We start from the raw sequence: 21642 nt of genomic DNA on the forward strand, positions 1-21642 counted from the left end.
CGGACCACGGTCCGCGGCTTGCGAGAATTGTCCGGAAGAAACGGTGGAGCAGTATGCGCGACAACCACAGCGCAGAGGCTGGAAGAGTGGAGCGGTTCGTGAGCGGAACGACGGACATCGAAGGCGAGGTCATCGGCCAGGGCAGCTTCGATTCCGGGCTTCGCGAGCAAACCCCACCGGAGGCGACCGACAACGGGGCGGGCCCGCACGGGGCTCATGGTGCGAACCGCTCGGAGCGCCCCCGATTCGCCGCCGGTTCCCAGGTCCTGGTGCGCGATGAGCAATGGCTGGTCAAGAACGTCCTGCCCACGCGGTACGACGGCTGGATGGTCGAAGTGACCGGGGTCTCCTCGCTGGTGCGCGGCACGGACGCGGTCTTCTACGAGCGGCTCGACCAGATCGATCCGCTGGACCCGGACAAGACTCGCCTGGTCGCCGACTCCTCGCCGAACCATCGCAAGGCGCGCCTGTACCTGGAGGCCGTCATCCGCAAGACGGCGCTGCCGCAGACCCAGCACGGGCTCGCGCTCGCCGAGAACTTCCTCATGGACCAGCAGACCCACCAGCTTCGCCCCGCCCAGCTGGCACTGTCCATGGAGAACCCCCTGCCGCGCATCCTCATCGCCGACGTGGTGGGCCTCGGTAAGACCCTAGAGATCGGCATCCTCCTTGCGGAGCTGATCCGCAGGGGACGCGGTGAACGCATCCTCGTGGTGACTCCGGCGCACGTCCTCGAACAGTTCCAGCGCGAGTTGTGGACCCGCTTCTCCATCCCCCTCGTCCGTCTCGACTCCACCGGCATCCAGCGCATCCAGCAGGACATTCCGGCCGGCCGGAACCCGTTCGCCTATTTCAAGCGGGCGATCATCTCCGTGGACACCCTCAAGAGCGACGTCTACGCCCACCATCTGGAGAACACCGACTGGGACGCCGTCGTCATCGACGAGTCCCACAACCTGGTCAACCGCGGCACCAAGAACAACGCGCTGGCCCGCCTCCTCGCCCGCCGCACCGACGCCCTCGTCCTCGCCTCGGCCACCCCGCACAACGGCGACGGTGAGTCCTTCGCCGAGCTCGTCGGCATGCTCGACGAGGCGGCGATCGCCGATCCGACGTCGTACGACGTGAAGGACCTCGGACACCTGTACATCCGACGCACCAAGACCGACCCCGAGGTACGCGACTCCCTCAAGGGCGCCTGGGCGGACCGCGGACCGTCCCAGCCGGTGATCGCCAAGGCCACGGCCGCGGAGCAGGCCGTCCTGGAGGAGCTGGCAGCACGTTGGATCCCGCGTGATGCGGCCGCCTCGTCCGTGTGCGTGGACTCGATGGTCGCCTACAACCTGCTCAAGGCGTTCCTCTCCTCGTACAAGGCGCTGCAGGAATCCATCGAGACCCGCACCAAGACACTCAGCAAACCGCTGAAGGGTCGCAAGGGGCAGGACCCGGCCCAGTTGGAAGCCGCGCGGAGGATCGAGCAGGCGGCGATCGTCGACCTGGAGCGCCTCGCGGCCAACCTGGGCGACGACGATTCGTCCAAGCTCGACGCCCTCGTCGAAACCCTAAGAGACATCGGTGTCGGCCCCGGCTCGGACACCCGCATCGTGGTCTTCTCCGAACGCGTCCCCACGCTGAAGTGGCTGGCCGAGACCGTGCCGGCCCGCCTCGGTTTCCGGGCGACGCAGAAGCTGGACGAGGGTGAGAGGGACGCGAAGCCCTGGAAGGCGTACGGCGGTGTCGTCGAGGTGATGCACGGCGATGCGACCGGTGAGGACGAGCAGAAGCGGATCGTCGAGGAGTTCGGCCTGCGCACCGTGCCGGTCCGGCTGCTGTTCACCGGCGATGTGGCCTCCGAGGGCGTCAACCTGCACCAGGAGTGCCATCAGCTGATCCACTATGACCTGCCGTGGTCGCTGATCCGCATCGAACAGCGCAACGGACGTATCGACCGATACGGGCAGAAGACGAAACCGCAGTTCCGGGCGCTGGTGCTCACCAGCGACCTGGAGTGGCGTACCGACCCGCAAACCGGCGAACCCCTGCCCCTCGACGACCGGCTCGTCGGTGCCAAACTCCTGGCCCGTGAGGAGGAGGCCCACCGCATCGCGGGCACGGCGGAGGCCGTCACCGGGATCTACCGGTCGAAGGAGGAAGAGGACCGGCTCACCCGTGACCTCATCGCCGGCCGCACCGTCGAGGAGTCGATCACGCGGTCGGCGGCAGGCGGCGGTGTCAAGGGCATGCTGGCGCGGGCCATGGGCAACGTAGGAGCGAAGAAGCCGACCGACGACGTGCCGCGCGCCGTCGTGCCCACCCTGTTCGGAGCGCCAGGCGCTTCGGGCGGCTCGGCCGCGACCGCCGCCTACTTCGACGAGGCGCTCCGCCAGGTCTGCGCCCCGATCAGCCCGGACATCGCGCTCAAGCTGCGCCGTGAGAAGGACGGCACGATCGCCTTCCAGCCGCCCTCGGACCTTCTCTACCGGCTGAAGGCACTACCCAAGTCGTACCTGATGGAGCAACAGATCCTGCCCACCGCGAACAAGGAGGGGCGCATCCGCCTCACCTTCGACAAGGGCCTGGCCGCCAAGCGTCTCGACGTGGCCCGCAAGGACTCCAACAGCCAGTGGCCCAACGTCAGTTACGTCTCCGACGTGCACCCCGTCCTGGACTGGATCACCGACAAGGCGCTCGCCGCGCTGCGCCACGACGAGGCGTTCGTGCTCGCCTTCGACCCGGATCTCGACAAGGCGGCCGACCTGGATCCCCAGCTGCCGTCCGCGCTCCACGGTCCCCTGTACTTCGTCCAGGGCATCTACTCGAACAAGGAGGGCCGCCCCACCGTCGTCGAGTGGATGGCCGTCACCGGACTGCCCGACACGCCGCGAGTCCACCGGATCAACGACGCGTTCCTGGCCGCCTGCGGGGTCGGCCCCGCTATGCCCGGCCGCGCCACGCCGGTGAACCTCCTGCGCCTGCAGTCCCTGGTGCCGAACGCGGTCGCCGAGGCACGCAAGTTCCTGGAGAGCCAGGAGAGCGCGTACGCGCAGGAGATCGATGCCGTGCTCGCGCCGTACGAGAAGAAGGTCACCGAGTGGCGGCAGGCGGCGCTGTTCACGGCAGCGGCCCGCCGTTCGCACAAGGCCAGGCAGGATGTCGACCTCCGGGCGAGCAGGCGTCGGACGTTGATCCGCTCACTGCGTACCTCAGGGGCTCCGCTGCTGCGGCTGCTCGCCGTACTCGAACCGCTCTCCGCCACCCCCACGCTGTCGCCGACCGACGAACTCGCTGAAACCGCCGCAACCGCCCCGTCCGACGCCGGAGAGACGACCGCCCGATGAGCACCGACTTCGACTCCTTCTCCAACCGCGGCGAGTACTTGTCCGCGCACTACTTCGCCGAGCAGCTCGCCGACGGACTGAAGAAGGGCGTCTTCGCTGCCTGGGCGGATCGCGAGAGCGACGAGAACGACACGCGTTCCACCCCGCGGGTCGCCCTGCGCGGCCTGCGCTCCGTCTACCTCGACGAGAAGTACCGCGGCTTCTTCGCCGAGGCGGCCAAGGCTGACGCCGAGGACGACGAGTACCCCGACAAGGAGGGCTTCGAGGAGCGCCTGAACACCTATCAGGACGAGGAGTGGCGCGAGCGCGTCACGGACTGGCACCAGCGGGTCCTCGCCGCCCTCGGCTATCCCATGGTGGGAGAGGCAGCGGCGGGCCCGTGTGAGCTGACCGTTCACCGGGCAGGCCGTGACCACACCGTCCAGGTCGCCTGGCACGGCGACGGCATCGTCGCCCTCGACTGCGGCTGGTCCGCGAAGAACGACATCGCCCTGGACGCTGACGCGTACGGCCGTCTCCTGTACCCGCTGCGCACGGTCGGCAGCGGCGAGACGTACGAGTCGGGGCACGCGCTCGCCACCTGGCTGTTCCAGAGCAAGCTGGGTGGCGAAGACGGCAGCGCGCCCCGCTTCGTGCTCCTGCTGTGCGGCGGCGTGATCGTCCTCGCCGACCGACATGCCTGGGGCGAGGGCCGCTATCTGGCCGCCAGCCTCGACGCCGCCCTGGAGCGCTACGACCGTAAGCAGTACGGCGAACTCGCCACGATCGCGGGCCTGTTCAGCCACGACTCGCTCGCCCCGGCCGAGGACGGCAAGGGCCCCGCCATCGACGCTCTGGTCAAGGCTTCCCGCGACAACGCGGTCGGCGTCTCCGGTGAACTGCGCCAGGGCCTGCAGAAGTCCGTCGAGATCATCGCCAACGAGGTCCTGGCCCGCCTGGAGGAGACCGGCCTGCAGCCAAGTGAGGTGGAGCAGCCCGGCGATCCTTTCGCCCGCCAGCTCACCCGTGAGGCGCTGCGCTACCTCTACCGCATCCTGTTCCTGCTGTACGCCGAAGCCCGCCCCGAACTGGGCATCCTCCCCGCCGACGACGGCACGTACGAGGCCGGATACTCGGTAGCCCGCCTGCGTGAACTCGTCGAGCGCGACGCACAGTTGACGGACGAGACGGCCCGCGGTGGCTTCCACCTGCACGCCTCCCTCGACGTCCTGTTCAACAAGGTCAACCACGGCCACCGCCAGTACGGCACCGAGGAGTGGGACGAGCGCCCCGGCGACGACGCGGAAACGCGCAAGAAAAAGGCGAAGCAGCGAAGTGAGGGACGCGGCCTGCGCTTCGAACCCCTGCGCAGCGAACTCTTCGAACCGGCGTCGGTGAAGCTGATCGGGCGGGGCACGCCCGACCCGCGCCGTGACGAGGAGGGTGACGAGGGCCCGGCCTGGCTCGATCTTCGTCTGCGGAATGCGGCGCTGCACGAGGTGCTGCGCCTGCTCACCATGAAGAAGGCCAAGCGGCGCGGCGAGCGCGGCGGCTTCATCTCGTACCGCAACCTCGGCATCAACCAACTCGGCGCGGTCTACGAGGGCCTGATGTCGTACACCGGCATCATCGCCGATGAGGAGCTGTGCGAGGTCGCCAAGGGTGGCGACCCGGAGAAGGGGTCCTGGCTGATCCCCTCGCACCGGCTCAAGGAGTACCCGGAGAGCACCTGGGTCGAGTACGACGAGCGGGACCGTGAGGAGAAGGGTCTGCGCGGGCCGAAGAAGTACCCGGCTGGGACGTTCGTCTACCGCCTGGCGGGCCGTGACCGCGAGACGTCGGCTTCGTACTACACGCCCGAGTCGCTGACCCAGGTCACCGTCGAACTCGCCCTCAAGCACCGCCTCGATCAGGAGAAGGACACCGCCGGAGCGGTCGTCAAGACGCGCGCGTCCGAACTGCTGAAGTACCGCATCTGCGAGCCGGCGCTGGGCTCGGGAGCCTTCCTCAACGAGGCGATCAACCAGGTCGCCGAGGAGTACCTGCGGCGCAGGCAGGACGAGTTGGGCGTCTCGATCCCAACGGCCCAGGCGCTGACGGAGAAGCAGAAGGTCAAGGCATACATCGCGCTGCACAACGCCTACGGCGTCGACCTCAACCGTACGGGCGTCGAGCTCGCCGAGGTGTCGATGTGGCTCAACACCATGCACCCGGGCATGCGGGCACCGTGGTTCGGGCTGCACCTGCGGCGCGGCAACTCGCTGATCGGCGGGCGGCGTTCGGTGTACGCGGCGCAGGACGTGGCGCCGTGGAAGGGCAAGGCGCTGTGGGCGGTCAACAAAGACACCCTCGCCCCGACGAAGCTTCCCTTCCGACGCAACGACGCGGGCGGGGAGTGGCAGGAACTGCCGGACGGGGCAGTGCACCAGTTCCTGCTGCCGACGCCCGGATGGGCCGCGGTCACGGGCGCGAGCGGGGACGCGAAGAAGCTGCTCGGGCGATTGGCTGGTGATGGCGTTGAACAGCTCAAGGAGTGGAAGAAGAGCATCCTCGCCAAGCCGAAGCGGGCCTGGACTAAGGAGGGGGTGCCGAGCCGCAAGGGGGCGGGCGGCAGCGAACCCGTCTCCCAGTACACGCGACTGCGGGACGCCGCGCGGCGCGTGGAGTTCCTGTGGTCGCTCGTCGTCAAGCGCATGGAACTGTCGGAGCGGGAGATCGCCCGGACCATCGATGTGTGGGGAGCGGATCCAGCGGGGCCCGACGGGGAGGAGTTCGCGTTCCTGCGCAAGGAGACGCCGGGCTCTGGAGGGTCGGGCGGCGGCGCTGCTGCGCGGCTGTCGAAGGAACAGGTCTACAAGGACCTCTTCGAGGCCATCGACACCCCGTACTGGCGCCTGAAGAACGTCATGGACGCATGGTGTGCACTGTGGTTCTGGCCGACGGGCGAGGCGGGACTGCTGGACGGCACGGATGGCGAGTATGCGGCACCGTTGAGCAGCGCTGATGCGGTGGAAGGACTCAGCACGCTGCTGGGGACGACCACTGGTCAGCAGCCGGACCTTGCGGTGGCTGCTACCGGAAGCGATGCCGAGCCCGGCGAGTCGGGTGGGGACAACGACGGCGGCCTGTTCGACCCGACCGGGTACGTCGACGAGCAGCGCGCCCGCGAGAAGGCGGCGAACACGGCGAAGCGCCAGGCTGGCAAGGAGAGGAAGGTCGCGAAGGAGAAGGAAGCGGAGCTGCGGGCCGCACACCGTCGCGTCATCCCTCTGCGGGACCTCGACGACTGGATCGACTTCCTTGAAGCCATGCTCGGGACCACGTCGCTGGACAAGGCGGACTTGCTGAGTGAGTTCGACAACCTGGACGCGCTTCAGGACTTCGAGAAGAAGCTGCCGCGTCTGATGGGCATGGACCTGGGCAACCCGGAGGACAGGTTCCCCTGGATGCGCGTCGTACGGGACATCGCGGATGAACAGGGCTTCCTACACTGGGAGTTGGACTTCGCGCTCGCCTTCGCCGAGGGCGGGGGCTTTGACCTTCAGGTGGGGAATCCGCCGTGGGTGCGGCCTCAGTGGAAGGAGAACCCCGTTCTCGCAGAATCTGACCCGTGGTTCATGCTGACGCAGAAACCACAGGCTGCCGAGAAGGCGCGTCGACGGACGGCTGAACTGGCCAGGCCACAGGTGATGGCATATGCGCTGCACGAGGTGACATCGACCGCCACACTGGCCGACTACCTGGCTGCAGAACAGGTGTATCCGCTGATCGCCGGCAGCCAGCCGGATCTGTACCGCGCCTTCATGTGTCAGGTGTGGGCCCACGCCTCGGCTTCGGGGGCAGCTGGACTCGTGCACCCGGACTCCCACTTCACGGGTGATAAGGAAGGAGCGCTGCGAGCGGCCGCCTATCGCCGACTCCGCGTGCACGGTGACTTCTTCAACCCTGGGCACCGGTTCTTCCCGAAGCCCGTTGGCGAGTCGACACACTTCGGTATCCATGTCTACGCATCCGCTGGAGAGATCGATTTTCAACATCTGTCGTGGCTGGTCTCCGCGGATGCACTTCGCCTCTCGGCTCAGCATGAAGGTTCTGGCGACACCCCCGGCATCCGTCGCCAAGGTGGCCCCTACGATGAGCGCCCCCATCGCGACAGGATCATTCACGTAAACGTCGACACGCTGCGCGTGTGGCGACGCCTTCTCGCCGAAGAACAGACGCCTGTCGAGCAGACTCGACTGCTGTTCCCCGTCAGCATGGGCGAGGCATCGGCCATCGCCGCGCTCGCCGACTACCCCGTGCGGCTGGGCGCCTTCGCTCCGCAGATCACGCGCGGCTATGACGAGAGCGGCGCGAAGAAGGACAACCTGATCGACTACAACCGCGTCGACCCCGAGACCGGCGAAGAATACCGGCCTACACAGTGGGAGCAGGTCATCCTCAAGGGCCCTCAGCTCGGTGTGGCCACGCCTGCGTTCAAGCGGCACGACGCCAACAGCAACGATCCATATGGCGTCGAATTGACCGACCTCCCTGACACCTTCGTACCCGACACCGCATACGTGACGGCTGACGGGCGATCAGAGGCTTACCTTTCGGCTCAAGACCGATGGCTGGACTACGCCGAGTTGGAGCGGCTGAGGGCGTCGGACGACGAGATCCGGGCCGTGCGGAGTGAGCTGGCCAAGCAGTTGGAGTGCCTGCCAGCGGAGATCGAATACGAGACGGTGAACCGGGTTTTCGTGGCGCGGGCGACGAAGCCGTATACGGAGTTCTACCGGATGGCGTGGCGCGAGATGATTGCCCCCGACACTGAGCGGAGCCTCTATCCGGCTCTTATCCCAACGGGTGCAGCCCACATCCATGCCGTGCGGTCCGCCGCGAACCTGAGCAACCGGAGTACTGCGCTGCTGGCTGGTCTATGGTCAGGATTGCCAGTTGACTACCTGCTGCGCACTGCTGGGGTAGGTCACTTGGACGTCGCTCAGGCTAAGCGTCTACCTGCGGCACACGACGATCACCCCCTAGCCCCCGCCCTCCTCCTCCGCACTCTCCGCCTCAACTGCCTCACCTCCGCCTACGCCGACCTCTGGCAGGAGTTGTACGACACGACCTGGCCAGCATACGAGCCCTGGGCTCTCAACTGGCCAAGCATGAACACGGGTCTGCACGACGTAGCCCCGACCTGGCAGCGCAACACACCTCTCCGCAGCGAGTACGCCCGCCGCGCCGCCCTCGTTGAGATCGATGCCCTGGTCGCCGTCTGGCTCGGTATGGATGCCGACGCACTGATCGCCGCCTACCGAGGCCGCTTCCCTGTGCTTCAGAAGTACGAGGCAGCAAGCTGGTTCGACGCCGAGGGATGGAAACTGGCGAGCAACGCCCGCACCATCGGGCAGCGCCAGACCAAGGAAACCTGGGGCCAGTTCGAGGCGTACATGGCCGACCCAGCTTTCAAGGCCCACCAGGAAGACCCCGAGAACAACCCCGCCCCCGTCACCCCCGTCCCCGACGGCTACACCGCACCCTTCTACAAAGCCGACCGCGAGACCGAAATGCGCGAGGCACACGCCTACTTCCAGAAGCGGCTCGACGATGCCGTAGCCGCCGGTAAGTGGGACCCTGCCAAGCAAGCCACGCCGGGGGCGATGCAGGAGGTGCCCACGCCGTGAGGCCCACGCTCGAAGCCGAAGGGCTCAAGAAGAGCCTGCTGCAGTACCTGTCCACCACGTACGCGCTCACGGACGAGGGCGCGCGGCAGGCGCTGCACCGGTTCCTCGGGGACGACACCGCGGGCATGTTCCGGGGTCCGTTCCTGCGTATCCGCACGCCGTTCGTGACCGCGCAGCCAAACTCCTGGGAGCCGTACCTGGATTGGCGGCGTAGTGACGGGTGGACGCCGTATGCGCACCAAGCCGTCGCCTTCGAGCGGCTGTCCACGGTCAAGGGCCGCACGCCGCGCCCCACGCTGGTCACCACCGGCACCGGATCGGGTAAGACGGAGTCGTTCCTGTACCCGGTCCTGGACCACTGCGCCCGCGAGCGGGCCGCCGGGCGCGCCGGCGTCAAGGCGGTCTTCCTGTACCCGATGAACGCGCTCGCCACCGACCAGGCTCAGCGCATCAACACGCTGCTCACCGATTTCGCCGCCGACCTCGGCCAGGTGCGGGCGGGTCTGTACATCGGGGAGCGGGCCGCCACCCGCTACGGGCGGGTGTTCACCGACCGGTCCGACATGCAGGTGACGCCCCCGGACATCCTGATCACGAACTACAAGATGCTGGACCTGCTGCTCCAGCGGGCCGACGACGCCCCGCTGTGGGCGGATGCCGACATCCGTTACGTCGTCGTCGACGAGTTCCACACGTACGACGGCGCCCAGGGCACTGACGTGGCGATGCTGCTCCGTCGACTTGCCTCGGCCGTCGGTGCGTCGCGGAAGGGCCGTCCGCTCGGGTCGATCTGCCCGGTTGCCACCTCCGCCACCCTCGCCTCCGCGTCGGACGCCGACGGAGTGCAACAGCTCCTTGACGTCGCGACCCAAGTGTTCGGCACCGAGTTCGGCCCCGATGCGATCGTCGGTGAACAGCGCCTGTCCGTCGACCAGTTCATTCCGCGTGCTGCCTTCGATCCTCTCGCGCCGATCCCCACGCCCGACGAGCTGGCCGCGCTGCCCGATCCGACGCTCGGTGAGGCGGAGTTCATCGCGCTGGTCGAGGCGGTCACCGGCGGCCTGTACACGGATCCGTACGAGCTCGGGCGGGTGCTGAGGCGGCATCCGCTGACCTCGGCCGTGCTGCACGCCCTGGACGGGCAGGTGCGTTCCGTGCCCGAGGTGCTCGACCTCATGTGGCGCAGTGGGGCGCAGAGTTGGGGCCGTACCATCACTCTTCGCCCGGAAGTCGCGGCGACGGCTCTCGCCCGTTTTGTGGCGCTGCTGTCGGTGGCGCGCGATCCGGAGTCGGCTCCCGAGAAGCCGCGGCCCTTCGTGCAGGTCGAGGTGCACCAGTGGGCCCGCTCCGTCTCGCGCGTCGTACGGGGCGTACTGCCTTGGCCGAAGGCCGAGTTCCAGTGGGACGTGGCCGGTGCTCCGGAGACTTCGGAGGGCGCGGCCGTGCGCACCGCCCCCGTGACGACGGCGACTGCCGGGCAGGCCGCGAACCTGTTCCTGCCCGGCGTGTACTGCCGCGACTGTGGCCGTTCCGGCTGGGCGGTGTTCACCCCGGAGTCCGACGACCTGGACGTCGAGGTCGACACGCGCAAGATCCGGCGTGCTTCGGTCAGTCAGGACAAGATGCGGGTACGCAACCTCGTCGCGGCCACTGACGGCGAGGCGTTGGAGGGCTCGGGTGCCGCACCCATGGAGGGTGCGGGACGGGCTGCCGGGCGTGCTGACGCGAACGCGCTGAATGTGGCGGGGGCCGGTCAACTGCGGGTCCTTGACGGCCCGCAGCGCAAGTTGCGGCTGCCCGACCCGGTGGCGGACTACGACCCCGAGACCGGCAGTCCGCGCCTGGCCGGTTCGGATTCGGCGTTCGTCCTGGTGTATCTGGGAGAGACCGCGACCACCGCTGCCGAGGAGGACTGGTGCCCGGCGTGCGGCTCGCGTAACGCGATCCGCTTCCTCGGTACTGGCGCCGCCGCCCTGGCCGCCGCGTCGGTCACCCAGCTGTTCACCGGCGGGGAACTCGACCCGGACCAGGGCGAGACGAAGACGCTGATGTTCAACGACTCGGTGCAGGACGCCGCGCACCGGTCCGGGTTTGTAGCGAGCCGCTCGTACACGTTCTCCTTGCGTGCGCTCTTCAAGGGGCATCTGTCGGAGGATGCTCCGACCGCCCTGAACGACCTGATCGCCGACGTGGTGGCCGCGACCACCGACCGCACGACGCTCGCCGCCGTCGTCCCCACCGACCTGCACGACTTCAAGGGCGTCAAGCGGCTGCTGTCCGGCAAGGGCCGGGGTGGGGACCGCAAGACATGGGAGCTGATCGGGGAGCGGTTCGCGTTCGAGGCGCTGATGGAGTTCGGGTTCCGGTCCCGCAACGGCCGCACCCTCGAACTCACCCGCACCGCCGCGGCCCAGGTACGTATCCCCGACGTGGCGGATGCCGTCGCGCTCGTACGGGACGCGCATACCGCTCCGTACGGCAAGGGCGGCCAGCTGCCCGTCCCCGACGCGCTGGACGACGACCGGTACCTCGGCTTCCTGCGGATCTTCCTGGAGCGGCTGCGTACCCGTGGCGCTATCGGTCATCGGTGGCTGGACGCGTACCTGAAGGAGGCAGGGACCAGCCGCTACTTCATCTGGGGCAAGCGACCCGCCGGTATGCGGGCTTTCCCCAAGGGCATCGCGGCCCCCGTGTTCCTGCTGAGCACGCCGAAGGCCAGGAGCGAGTTCGACTTCGCGACGGGGCGGCTGTCCTGGTACGAGCGGTGGGCCCAGCGCAGCCTCGGGCTGCCGCGCGAGCAGGCCGCCGAGTTCTGGTCCCGGCTGTTGCCGGAGCTGGTCAACGCCGGGCTGCTGGCCGTGCGCACCCCGCAGGACGGTTCCCTGCGGATCTACGGGCTCAAGCCGGGCGCCATCGACGTACAGCTTCTGAAGGACTCTGACGTCAATGAGGCGTTCGTCCGCTGTCCCTCCTGTTTCTGGGAGCAGACGGTGCATCCTGACCTGCTGGCACAGTGGGACGGGCAGAAGTGCCCTGCGTATCGCTGCCGCACAGGGCGTCTGGTCGCCGGGAACCGCCCGGAGGGACTCGGCCGTCACCAGCGCGACCGCGACTACCGAGACGACTACTACCGCAGGCTCTATCGCAAGGCTGGCACCTACCAGGTGATCACCGCCGAGCACACCGGCATGCTCACCCGGCCCGAACGCGAGCGGGTCGAGGCGGCGTTCAGGGATGGCAGCGGGTTCAAGGACCCCAACGTGCTGTCCTGCACGCCCACGCTGGAGATGGGCATCGACATCGGCGACCTGTCGGCCGTCGTGCTCGCCGCGCTGCCGCGCCGCGCCGCCAACTACGCCCAGCAGGTCGGCCGCGCGGGACGCCGCACCGGCAACGCATTCCTGCTCACCATTCCCGACCGCAGCCGCCGCGATCTGTACTACCTCGACCAGCCGCACGAGATGATCGCCGGGCAGATCGTGCCGCCGGGCAGTCATCTGTCGGCCGTCGAGATCCTGCGCCGCCAGTACCTCGCCCATCTCCTGGACCTGGCCGCGCAGGGCCGGTTGAGGCGGGCCGACGGGCGGCCGCTCGCCGCGATTCCCCGTGAGGCGCCCGCCCTGTTCGGCCCCTCCGGCTACCTTGCCGATCTCGTCGACGCCGCGCTCGCGGGCGCCGGCGAACTTGTCGAGACGTTCCTCGGTCTGTTCCCGACAGGAGTCAGCCCGCAAGCCGCCGACGACCTGCGCGCGTACGCGCGTCGTGGACTGCGCGGCGCCGTGGAGGAGGCGGGCCGGCAGTGGAAGCGGAGCGAGGAAGAGCTAAGGCACCGGCTGAAGTTCATCAACGAGGCCATCGGCGAACTCCACGAAAACGACGACGAACAGCGCACCCGCAAGGCCGAACTCGAAGCCGAACACCGGGCCGTCGGCAAACGCCTGGCCAAGCGCGGGCGCACCACCGCCCAGCAGGCCCTGTGCGACCTGGGCCTGCTGCCTAACTACGCCCTCATCGACACCGTCACCACCCTGGCCGCCACCCTGTACTGGCCCGACGGCACCGACCCGAAGACCGGCCGCGAACGCTTCGACTCCAAGCTGCGCACCTACGACCGGCCGCGCCGCTACGCCCTCTCCGAACTCGCACCCGGCAACACCTTCTACGTCAACGGCTACAAGCACCAGATCACCGGCATCGAGATCGGCAGCTCCACCCGGCCCGACTGGACGCCGTGGCGTTTTTGCCGGGAGTGCGGATACGTCCGTACCGAGAACGCCATCGAGGACCGTTCCCCGTGCCCGCGCTGCCACAGCACCGCGATCGCTGACGACGGCTCCTGCCTGCACCAGGTCATCGAACCCACCGTCGTCACCTCCCGCGACAAGCGGGACGACGCCCGCATCGGCGACGACAAGGACGACCGCGAGCAGCGCTTCTACAGCGTCATCGACGCCGTCGACATCCCGCAGGAAGCCATCGAGCCCGGGGCGTCCTGGCGGCACATCCGCGAGACCTTCGGTATCGACTACACCCGGCACGCCACCATCAGGAAGATCAACGTCGGGCCGCTGCGCTTCGACGCGCGCGCCGAGGACGAGTTCGCCGGACACGACGTCCGCCTCGCCCCCTTCCATGTGTGCACCGCGTGCGGCGCGGCCACCGCCGACGGCAAGCCGGTCTTCGACCACGACACCGACGCCCTCGACACCTCCGCCGTGCGTCGGCCGGAGGTCAAACACCACCAGCCGTGGTGCCCACTGCGGCGCGGTAAGAAGGGCAAGGACGCCCCCCGGCAGGAACCCGTCCTCCTCGCCCACCAGCTCACCACCGAGGCCCTGCGGATCCTGCTCCCCGCCGCGACGGTCCTCGTCGACGAGAAGCTGCGTTCATTTCAGGCCGCGCTGCGGCTCGGCGTCGACCGGCACTTCGGCGGCGACCCCGCGCACCTGGACACCACCCTCGCCACGATGCCCGACAAGCCGACCGGCGAGCGACGCCACTTCCTCGTCCTCTACGACCGGCTTCCCGGCGGCACCGGCTACCTCGACCGGCTCACCAAGCCCAGCGCCTTCCGCGACACCCTTGCTGCGGCACGCGACGTCCTGGTCGACTGCCTCTGCAAGGACGAGGGGCGACGCGCCTGCCACCGCTGTCTGCACCGCTACGCAGGAGAGCGCCATCAGGACGACGTGTCGCGCCGCGACGCCCTGGAGATCATCAACAGCCTCCTGGGCCCCGTCGACGAGAACGGCCGCCCGCTGACCGACGACGACGGCAACATCATCGACCACTGGCAGACCGCCCAGGTGGCCACGACCGACGCCATCGGCCTGGACCGGCAGGTCGAGTCCGACCTGGAGGCCCGCTTCCTCGATGCCCTGCGCGCGTGGAGCACCGGGCAGGACGACGCCTCACTGGAGGAGAGCGGCGCCCACAGCGGCCACCTCCGCTTCACGGGGGCCGCCGGCTGGCGCCTGACCCCCCAGCGCGACGAGGAGTTCACCCGCACCGACTTCACCTTCGAGCGCACCGACGGCAGGCCGCAGAAGGTGCACGTCTTCCTCGACGGCCACCGCTATCACGCCACCCGCACCCACAACCGCATCGCCGCCGACTGCGCCAAGCGCGACGAGCTGCGGGCCGGCGGAGCTGTCGTCTTCCAGATCACCTGGGACGACCTCGACCTCTTCGAGAAGGGCGAACGCGCCACGGCCCTCCCGGTATGGCCGCCGTACCGGCGTACCGGTCAGGACACCGCCAAGGACTGGTACGAGGAACTCGGCGGCGATCGCACCGAGTTGGCCGACGCCATCTTCACCAGCCCGATGGAAACCCTTCTGTGCTACCTGCGCGATCCCTCCCGGGCCCGGTGGGGGCGGCGGGCCGGGGCGCTGGTCGGCGGGCTGCTCAGCGCTCCCGAACCCCTGGCACAGGGCGTCGACCGCGCACAGGCACGCGAGACCCTGCGCAGCGCGCTGCACTCGCTTGCGAAGGGGAGCAGCCCCAGGGCCGGCGCCGAACCCGCCGCAGGGGACGGGGAGATCCTCGTCCTGCACGCGACCGACGAGCACGGTCTGCCGCTTCTGTTCACGGTCGATCCCACCCACGTCGCACCGGATGGCGGTGCCTCGGTCGGCTGGGGCGCCATCGCCGTACTGGACGACCACGACAGCGACCAGCTCGGCACCGCCGAGCACAAACTCCGCTGGCGCTCCTGGCTCTACTGGTCCAACCTCTTGCAGTTCCTCGCCTTCACCGGCGGCGACGGTGTGCAAATGGCTACCAGCCGCGCCGCCGACTTCGCCGTGGAAGTCCTCCATGTCGGAGGCGGAGTCGGCGAGTTGGAAACGCTCGTCGCCCGACTGCACCCCGAGAAGTCCGCGGCAGACACGGGGAACGCGAACCGGCCCGCTCCCTCGGAGAATGCGGAGACCGGGCAGCCATCCTCCGCCCCGGCCGCACCCTCCCCTCTGGAGCAGGAGGTCGCAGGACTGCTGCGCGACGCGATCTGGGACGAGGAGATCATCGAACTCCTCGAAGAGGACGAGCCCGACTCTGATCTGACCCGGCTCGCCAAGACACTCGCCGCACGCGGCAAGAAGGCACCCGCCTTCGGCTACGAACTCGGCGACCGCGGCTGGCAGGCCGACTTCGCCTGGACCGACTCCGGCGTCAAGGTCGCGGTGGTCGTGAACCCCGACGGCACCGTCGGGGTTCACGACACCCCGGGCGACGAGGACGCTCAGGACAGCGAAGAACGCCAAAAACGCGACGCCGCGTACGTCGCCGACGGCTGGACCCTGCGCACGGCGACCGACTGGCTCGACCATCTCGACACACTGCTCACCCTCCTCCCCGACACGGAAGGCCCGGCCCACCGATGACCGCACGGCTCAGCCTGTACGACAAGGCCGAACACGAGCTGTACAAGCTCGACCGCCAGGTCAAGGGCAAGTTCTACGACTTCTGCCACCGCTTCCGTCAGAACCCCGACCACCCGGGCCTCGACCTCAAGCCCCTCAAGGGCGACGGCCGCGTCTACCGCGCCAAGATCGACCAGTCCTACCGGGCGCTCCTCGCCAAGGTCGGCATCGATGGGGACGGCTACGAGAAGTGGCTCGTCGTCGCCGTTCGCCACCGCAAGCACGTCTACGAGGAACTCTCCGTCGCGATCAACCGGATCACCGGCGAGATCGAGTTCGTCGACCTCGCGGTGGTCGGCCAGAGCGTTCTCCAGCGCGCCGGGATGACCCTCACCCCGGCCGACGAAGAGGAGACCGAGGCTGAGACCGGCGACACGACGCAAGACTCAACGTCCCAGATTCCACCGGGAATCGACGTAGCCGAACCGGCGGATCAGGCTACCGGCACCACCGAGCCGCTCCTCTCTGGGTTCACCGAGGACGATCTCGTCGGCCTGGGTGTCGCGGAGCAGCTCAGCAAGCTTGCCCTCGCTGTCACCGAGAGCGGCGAACTCGACGCCCTCGTCTCCGGCGCCCCCCTGCTGACAAAGGACATCCTCTACGGCCTAGCCGCCGGCATGACCGTCGACGAGGTCCGCAAGGAGATCACCGCACCTGTCGACGTCGAACTCGCCGAGGACGCGCGCGAGGACCTGGGCGCGGCCCTGGCTCGCACCACCGTCACAACCATCGACGACGATCTCAAGGACATCCTCGAAGAGGGCGACTTCCGCGCCTGGAAGGTCTTCCTCCACCCTGCTCAGGCCAAGCTCGTCCACCGCCGCTACAGCGGTCCGGCCCGCGTCTCCGGCGGCCCCGGCACCGGCAAGACCATCGTCGCCCTGCACCGTGTCAAGCACCTGGTCGAGCAGCTCCCGCCGGGACACACCAAGCCGATCCTGCTGACCACGTTCACCAAGAACCTCACCACCGATCTGCGTGCCCGTCTCGCCTCGCTGATCGGCCCAGAACTTCTCGCACGGGTCGACATCACCCACATCGACCAGCTCGCCGCCCGGGTCCTCAACGAGAACACCCTCTCCGGCGCTGGAAAGCAGCGCGTCTACGACAGCGTCGCCTTGGGCACCCTCCGTCAGATCCTCGCCGAACTCAACGAGAGGCGCTGGGACGCCGAGTTCCTCTACGAGGAGTGGGAGCAGGTGATCCTGGGCCAGTCCCTCGGCACCCGTAAGGCGTACTTCGACGCCCGCCGCGCCGGCCGGGGGCGCGCCGTCAGCCGCCCTGAACGCGCCCAGATCTGGAAGATCCTGGAGCAGTTCACCACCCGGCTCGACAAGGAGGGCCGCGAGACCTGGGGCCAGGCCGCCGAACGCGCCGCCCGTTTCGAAATGCAGCGCGCCTCCAAGATCAAGGACCGCAAGGAACACAAGGACGCCGTGGGCGGCAAGGACCTCATCCACCGCGACGACAGCTCCGGCATGTACTACCTCGGCCACCGCTACCGTCACGTCGTAGTCGACGAGGCCCAGGACCTGCGTCCCGCACACTGGAAAATGCTCCGCGCCATGGTGGACCCCGACCTCGAAGACGACATGTTCATCGCGGGCGACACCCATCAGCGCATTTACAACCAGCAGGTCACTCTCGGCACAGTCGGCGTCCACATCCGCGGCCGCTCCTCCCGGCTCACCCTCAGCTATCGCACCACCCGTGAGATCCTCGACCAGGCCATGACGGTGGTGAACCCCAAGAGCGCCCAGATCACCTTCGACGACCTCGACGACGGCACCGACAACCTCAACGGCTACCGCTCCGTGCTGCGCGGCCCGGCCCCAGAACTCGTCCCCTGCGACTCCTGGGACGACGAACTCACCCGGCTCGCCACCGTGTTGCGCACCTGGCGCGACGAACTCACCACCGGCGCCGCCGACGGAAAGCCCCGCGACCCCCGCGGCAACATCGCGGTCTGCGTGGCCGACCACGACTCCGTCAGCCAGGTCATGTACTACCTGGTCACCCAAGGCGGCCTCACCGTAGCCGAACTGACCAAGGACGGTGTCAAGGGCGACGGCGACATCCACGTCGGCACTATGCACCGCTTCAAGGGCCTCGAATACCAGAGACTCGCCATCGTCGGCGCCCGTGAGGGCGTCATCCCACGTGCCTCCCTCGTCCAGCGCTACCGTGACACGGACCCACAGCGCCTCGCGCGCGAGGAGCGCAAGGCGCGGTCTCTCCTCTTCGTGGCAGCGACCAGGGCCCGGGACACCCTGCGCATCAGCTGGTACGGGAAGCCGAGTCCGTATCTGCCGATCGAGTAGGTCGCGGTGGATGCCCGGGGTGCTGCCCGGCGCAGCGCGCCGATGACCGCCAAGAACCTCCAGCATGTCCGGAAAAGCCGATGGGCATGGTACGAAACGATTGCGACCTATTGTTATCTTTTTCGGAGGTTCCGAGAGCGGGTGGCCACTGCCCGTCGACAGCCTACAGCTCGACACGTTTGATATGCCCGAGCCGCAGAGGACCAGCCAGTTCACACTCGGCGGACACATCCGCCCGCTATGACTCACGTCGGCAGCACGCTCGGCAACGGCCCGACTGCCCCGTACTGGAAGAAGCCACTGGTCACGCCCCGTTCCCATCCACATCGCACTCCGCCGATGGCTCCTCAGAGCCCTCGCCAACTCGCTACGGATCACATCGAACGCGCCCCCTACCCGCAGGCCGCCGACGATTCCACCGGCACTACCCGCCCCGCCCCTTCACCCGCACCGTCGCACAAACCCGCAGATTATCCGCGCCAGCGCCGCCCCCACGACCAGCCATTTCCTGCGGCTGCCGCCGAGGACTCAAACCTGCGGCCCTCCCATGGTGGCCCTGCCGATGCCTGCCAGACGGCCTTCTGGACCGTCGCCGACCGAGCCACAGCGACTGAGGCGGTCCAGACCCGGCGGGGCCAGCACCCTCAAGTCCGTCAAGCACCCCCGGAAAACTCCAAGATCAACACACACTCAATGCGCGACCACCCGGGAACTTCCGGGAACCCCAGCTCAGCGGAGCACACCCCCAAAACGCCGAACGACCCCTCCCCGGGAGAAACCCCTGGTCAGGGCCGTAAAGCAGACGAGTCGGACTGTGCGCCAGGATCACGCCCCCAGGGCCGGGATCACCTCGGCCCCATACCCGTCGATCACCGCTTCCCGGGCATCGTGCATAGCGTACAGCGCGAACTGATCCACCCCCAGCTCCTCCAACTCCCGCAGCTTCGCGACATGTTGCTCGACCGTGCCGATCACACAGAACCGATCCACGATGTCATCCGGCACGAACGCGGTGTCCGGGTTCCCCGCCCGCCCGTGATGGGCATAGTCGTACCCCTCCCGCGCCTTGATGTACTCAGTCAGCGCCTCCGGTACAAGCCCCGAGTGCTCCCCGTACTTCGCCACCAGGTCGGCGACATGGTTGCCGACCATGCCCCCGAACCACCGGCACTCATCCCGCGCATGAGCCAGCGCAGCAGCCGAGTCGTCCTCCGTCAGATACGCAGGCGCAGCCACACAGATCGTCACGTCACCCGGGTCCCGCCCCGCCGCGGCCGCCGCATCCCGCACCGCCTTGACCATCCACTCCGTCAGGAACGGATCAGCCAGCTGCAGGATGAACCCGTCGGCCTCCTCCCCCGCCATCTTCAACGCCTTCGGCCCGTACGCCGCCATCCACACCGGGAGTTCAGCCCCCGGCTTGATCCAGGGGAACTTCACCGGCGTACCGCCCCCCGGGTCCGCCTCCTCCCCCGACCCCAGCGCCCGGATGACCTTCATGGCCTCGCTGATCTTCGCCAGCGTGTTGGGCTTCCGCCCGGCCACCCGCATCGCGGAGTCGCCGCGCCCGATCCCGCACACGGTCCGGTTGCCGAACATGTCGTTCAGGGTCGCGAACGTCGACGCCGTCACCTCCCACGTCCGCGTCCCCGGATTCGTGACCATCGGCCCGACGATCATCCGTTCCGTCTGCGCCAGGATCTGGCTGTAGATGACGAACGGCTCCTGCCACAGCACCGAGGAGTCGAAGGTCCAGCCGTATCGGAAGCCCGCCCGTTCCGCGCGCTTCATCAGACTGATCACCTGTGATGCCGGCGGGTCCGTCTGCAGTACGAGTCCGAAGTCCATGCCCACGTTGTCCGTCCTTCCGCCTTGCGCCCCCGTTGACCGATGTGCCAAGCCCCCGCTGTCCCCCGTTAACCGACTAGCCGACGTACCGGCTAACCGACGTACTGGCTAACCGACGTACTGAGTCGTGCCGCGCGCCACATACGCCCCGTGCCCGGCCCGCCCCTTGAACTCCCGCCCCTCAATGACGACTTCACCCCGCGACAGCACCGTCTCCACCTGCCCGGTGACCCGCTTCCCCTCGTACGCCGAGTAGTCGACGTTCATGTGGTGCGTGGCCGCCGACATCACCTGTTCCACCGCCGGGTCGTACACCACCACGTCCGCGTCCGCGCCCGGCGCGATCGTCCCCTTCTTCCCGTACAGGCCGAACATCCGGGCCGGTGACGCGCACGCGATCTCGATCCAGCGCCGCCGCGAGATGTGACCGTCCACCACCGCCTGGTGCAGCAGGTCCATACGGTTCTCCACCCCCGGCAGACCGTTCGGGATCTTCGAGAAGTCCCCGCGCCCCAGCTCCTTCTGACCCACGAAACAGAAGGGACAGTGATCCGTCGACACCACCTGGAGGTCGTTCGTCCGCAGCCCTCGCCACAGCGCCGCCTGATGCTCCCTCGGCCGCAGCGGCGTCGAGCACACGTACTTCGAGCCCTCGAAGTCCGGCTCCGCCAGGTTGTCCGTCGACAGGAACAGGTACTGCGGGCACGTCTCACCGAACACCGGCAACCCGGCATCCCGCGCCCGCGCCAGCTCCTCCACCGCCTCCTCCGCCGACACATGCACGACGTACAGGGGTGCGCCCGCGACCCGCGCCAGCTGGATCGCCCGGTGCGTGGCCTCCGCCTCCAGGAGCACCTTGCGGACCTCGCCGTGGTAGCGCGGGTCCGTCTCCCCCCTCGCCAGCGCCTGTTCCACCAGTACGTCGATCGCGATGCCGTTCTCGGCGTGCATCATGATCAGGCCGCCGTTCGTCGACGAACGCTGCATCGCCCGCAGGATCTTGCCGTCGTCGCTGTAGAAGACGCCCGGGTACGCCATGAACAGCTTGAACGACGTGATCCCTTCCTCCACCAGCAGGTCCATCTCCTTGAGCGACGACTCGTTCACGTCGGAGAGGATCATGTGGAAGCCGTAGTCGATCGCGCACTTGCCGTCCGCCTTCGCGTACCAGGCGTCCAGGCCCGCCCGCAGCGACTGGCCGACCGTCTGGACCGCGAAGTCCACGATCGTCGTCGTGCCACCCCAGGCCGCCGCCTGCGTTCCCGTCTCGAACGTGTCCGACGCGAACGTCCCGCCGAACGGCAGCTCCATGTGCGTGTGCGCGTCGACCCCGCCCGGGATCACGTACTTGTCGGTCGCGTCGATCACACGGCCCGCCGTCCAGGACTCGGCAGCCGTACTCCCCTGCGCCGCCAGCGCGGCGATGCGGCCGTCCTCGACCAGTACGTCCGCGTGGATCTCCTCCGCGGCGGTGATGACGAGACCGCCGCTGATCAGGGTGCGGTTGTTGCTCATGGTGGTGCGCTCCCTTTCCTACGACCGACTTCTACGCATCGCATGA

At 68.3% G+C, this 21642-nt stretch carries 6 protein-coding genes; 4 read left to right on the forward strand and 2 right to left on the reverse strand.

Going from position 1 to position 21642, the window contains the following annotated elements; translation table 11 throughout:
- Positions 1–326: 326 nt before the first annotated feature.
- Genes ACQB60_RS10605 through ACQB60_RS10620 form a run of 4 tightly spaced genes read left to right on the forward strand, consistent with a single transcriptional unit; the run spans position 327 to position 18233 of the window.
- The gene (locus ACQB60_RS10605; protein ID WP_496925670.1) at positions 327–3338 is read left to right on the forward strand and encodes an SNF2-related protein; all 3012 of its coding nucleotides are present in this window, start codon (positions 327–329) and stop codon (positions 3336–3338) included.
- The gene (locus ACQB60_RS10610) at positions 3335–8989 is read left to right on the forward strand and encodes a hypothetical protein (protein WP_496925598.1); all 5655 of its coding nucleotides are present in this window, start codon (positions 3335–3337) and stop codon (positions 8987–8989) included. The genes ACQB60_RS10605 and ACQB60_RS10610 overlap by 4 nt, the downstream gene beginning before the upstream one ends.
- On the forward strand, positions 8986–15873 hold the full coding sequence (locus tag ACQB60_RS10615) for a DEAD/DEAH box helicase (protein WP_496925599.1): 6888 nt from the start codon (positions 8986–8988) through the stop codon (positions 15871–15873). Before ACQB60_RS10610 ends, ACQB60_RS10615 begins: the two co-directional genes overlap by 4 nt.
- Entirely contained in the window at positions 15870–18233 is a 2364-nt protein-coding gene (locus ACQB60_RS10620) for a UvrD-helicase domain-containing protein (RefSeq protein WP_496925600.1), read from the forward strand. The genes ACQB60_RS10615 and ACQB60_RS10620 overlap by 4 nt, the downstream gene beginning before the upstream one ends.
- Positions 18234–19058: 825 nt before the next feature.
- Here ACQB60_RS10620 and ACQB60_RS10625 read toward each other — a convergent pair.
- The gene (locus ACQB60_RS10625) at positions 19059–20081 is read right to left on the reverse strand and encodes a TIGR03842 family LLM class F420-dependent oxidoreductase (RefSeq protein ID WP_496925601.1); all 1023 of its coding nucleotides are present in this window, start codon (positions 20079–20081) and stop codon (positions 19059–19061) included.
- A gap of 108 nt (positions 20082–20189) precedes the next feature.
- Positions 20190–21596, reverse strand: coding sequence for a dihydropyrimidinase (hydA, locus tag ACQB60_RS10630; protein ID WP_496925602.1), 1407 nt, complete (start codon positions 21594–21596; stop codon positions 20190–20192).
- Positions 21597–21642: the final 46 nt, after the last annotated feature.

The organism is Streptomyces odontotermitis (assembly GCF_050510915.1).
GTDB lineage: Bacteria > Actinomycetota > Actinomycetes > Streptomycetales > Streptomycetaceae > Streptomyces.

Excerpts from the sequence above, each read along its gene's own strand:
- ACQB60_RS10625 (WP_496925601.1), bottom strand. The coding sequence starts at position 20,081 with ATGGACTTCGGACTCGTACTGCAGACGGACCCGCCGGCATCACAGGTG.
- ACQB60_RS10620 (WP_496925600.1), top strand. The coding sequence starts at position 15,870 with ATGACCGCACGGCTCAGCCTGTACGACAAGGCCGAACACGAGCTGTAC.
- hydA (WP_496925602.1), bottom strand. The coding sequence starts at position 21,596 with ATGAGCAACAACCGCACCCTGATCAGCGGCGGTCTCGTCATCACCGCC.
- ACQB60_RS10610 (WP_496925598.1), top strand. The coding sequence starts at position 3,335 with ATGAGCACCGACTTCGACTCCTTCTCCAACCGCGGCGAGTACTTGTCC.
- ACQB60_RS10605 (WP_496925670.1), top strand. The coding sequence starts at position 327 with ATGGTCGAAGTGACCGGGGTCTCCTCGCTGGTGCGCGGCACGGACGCG.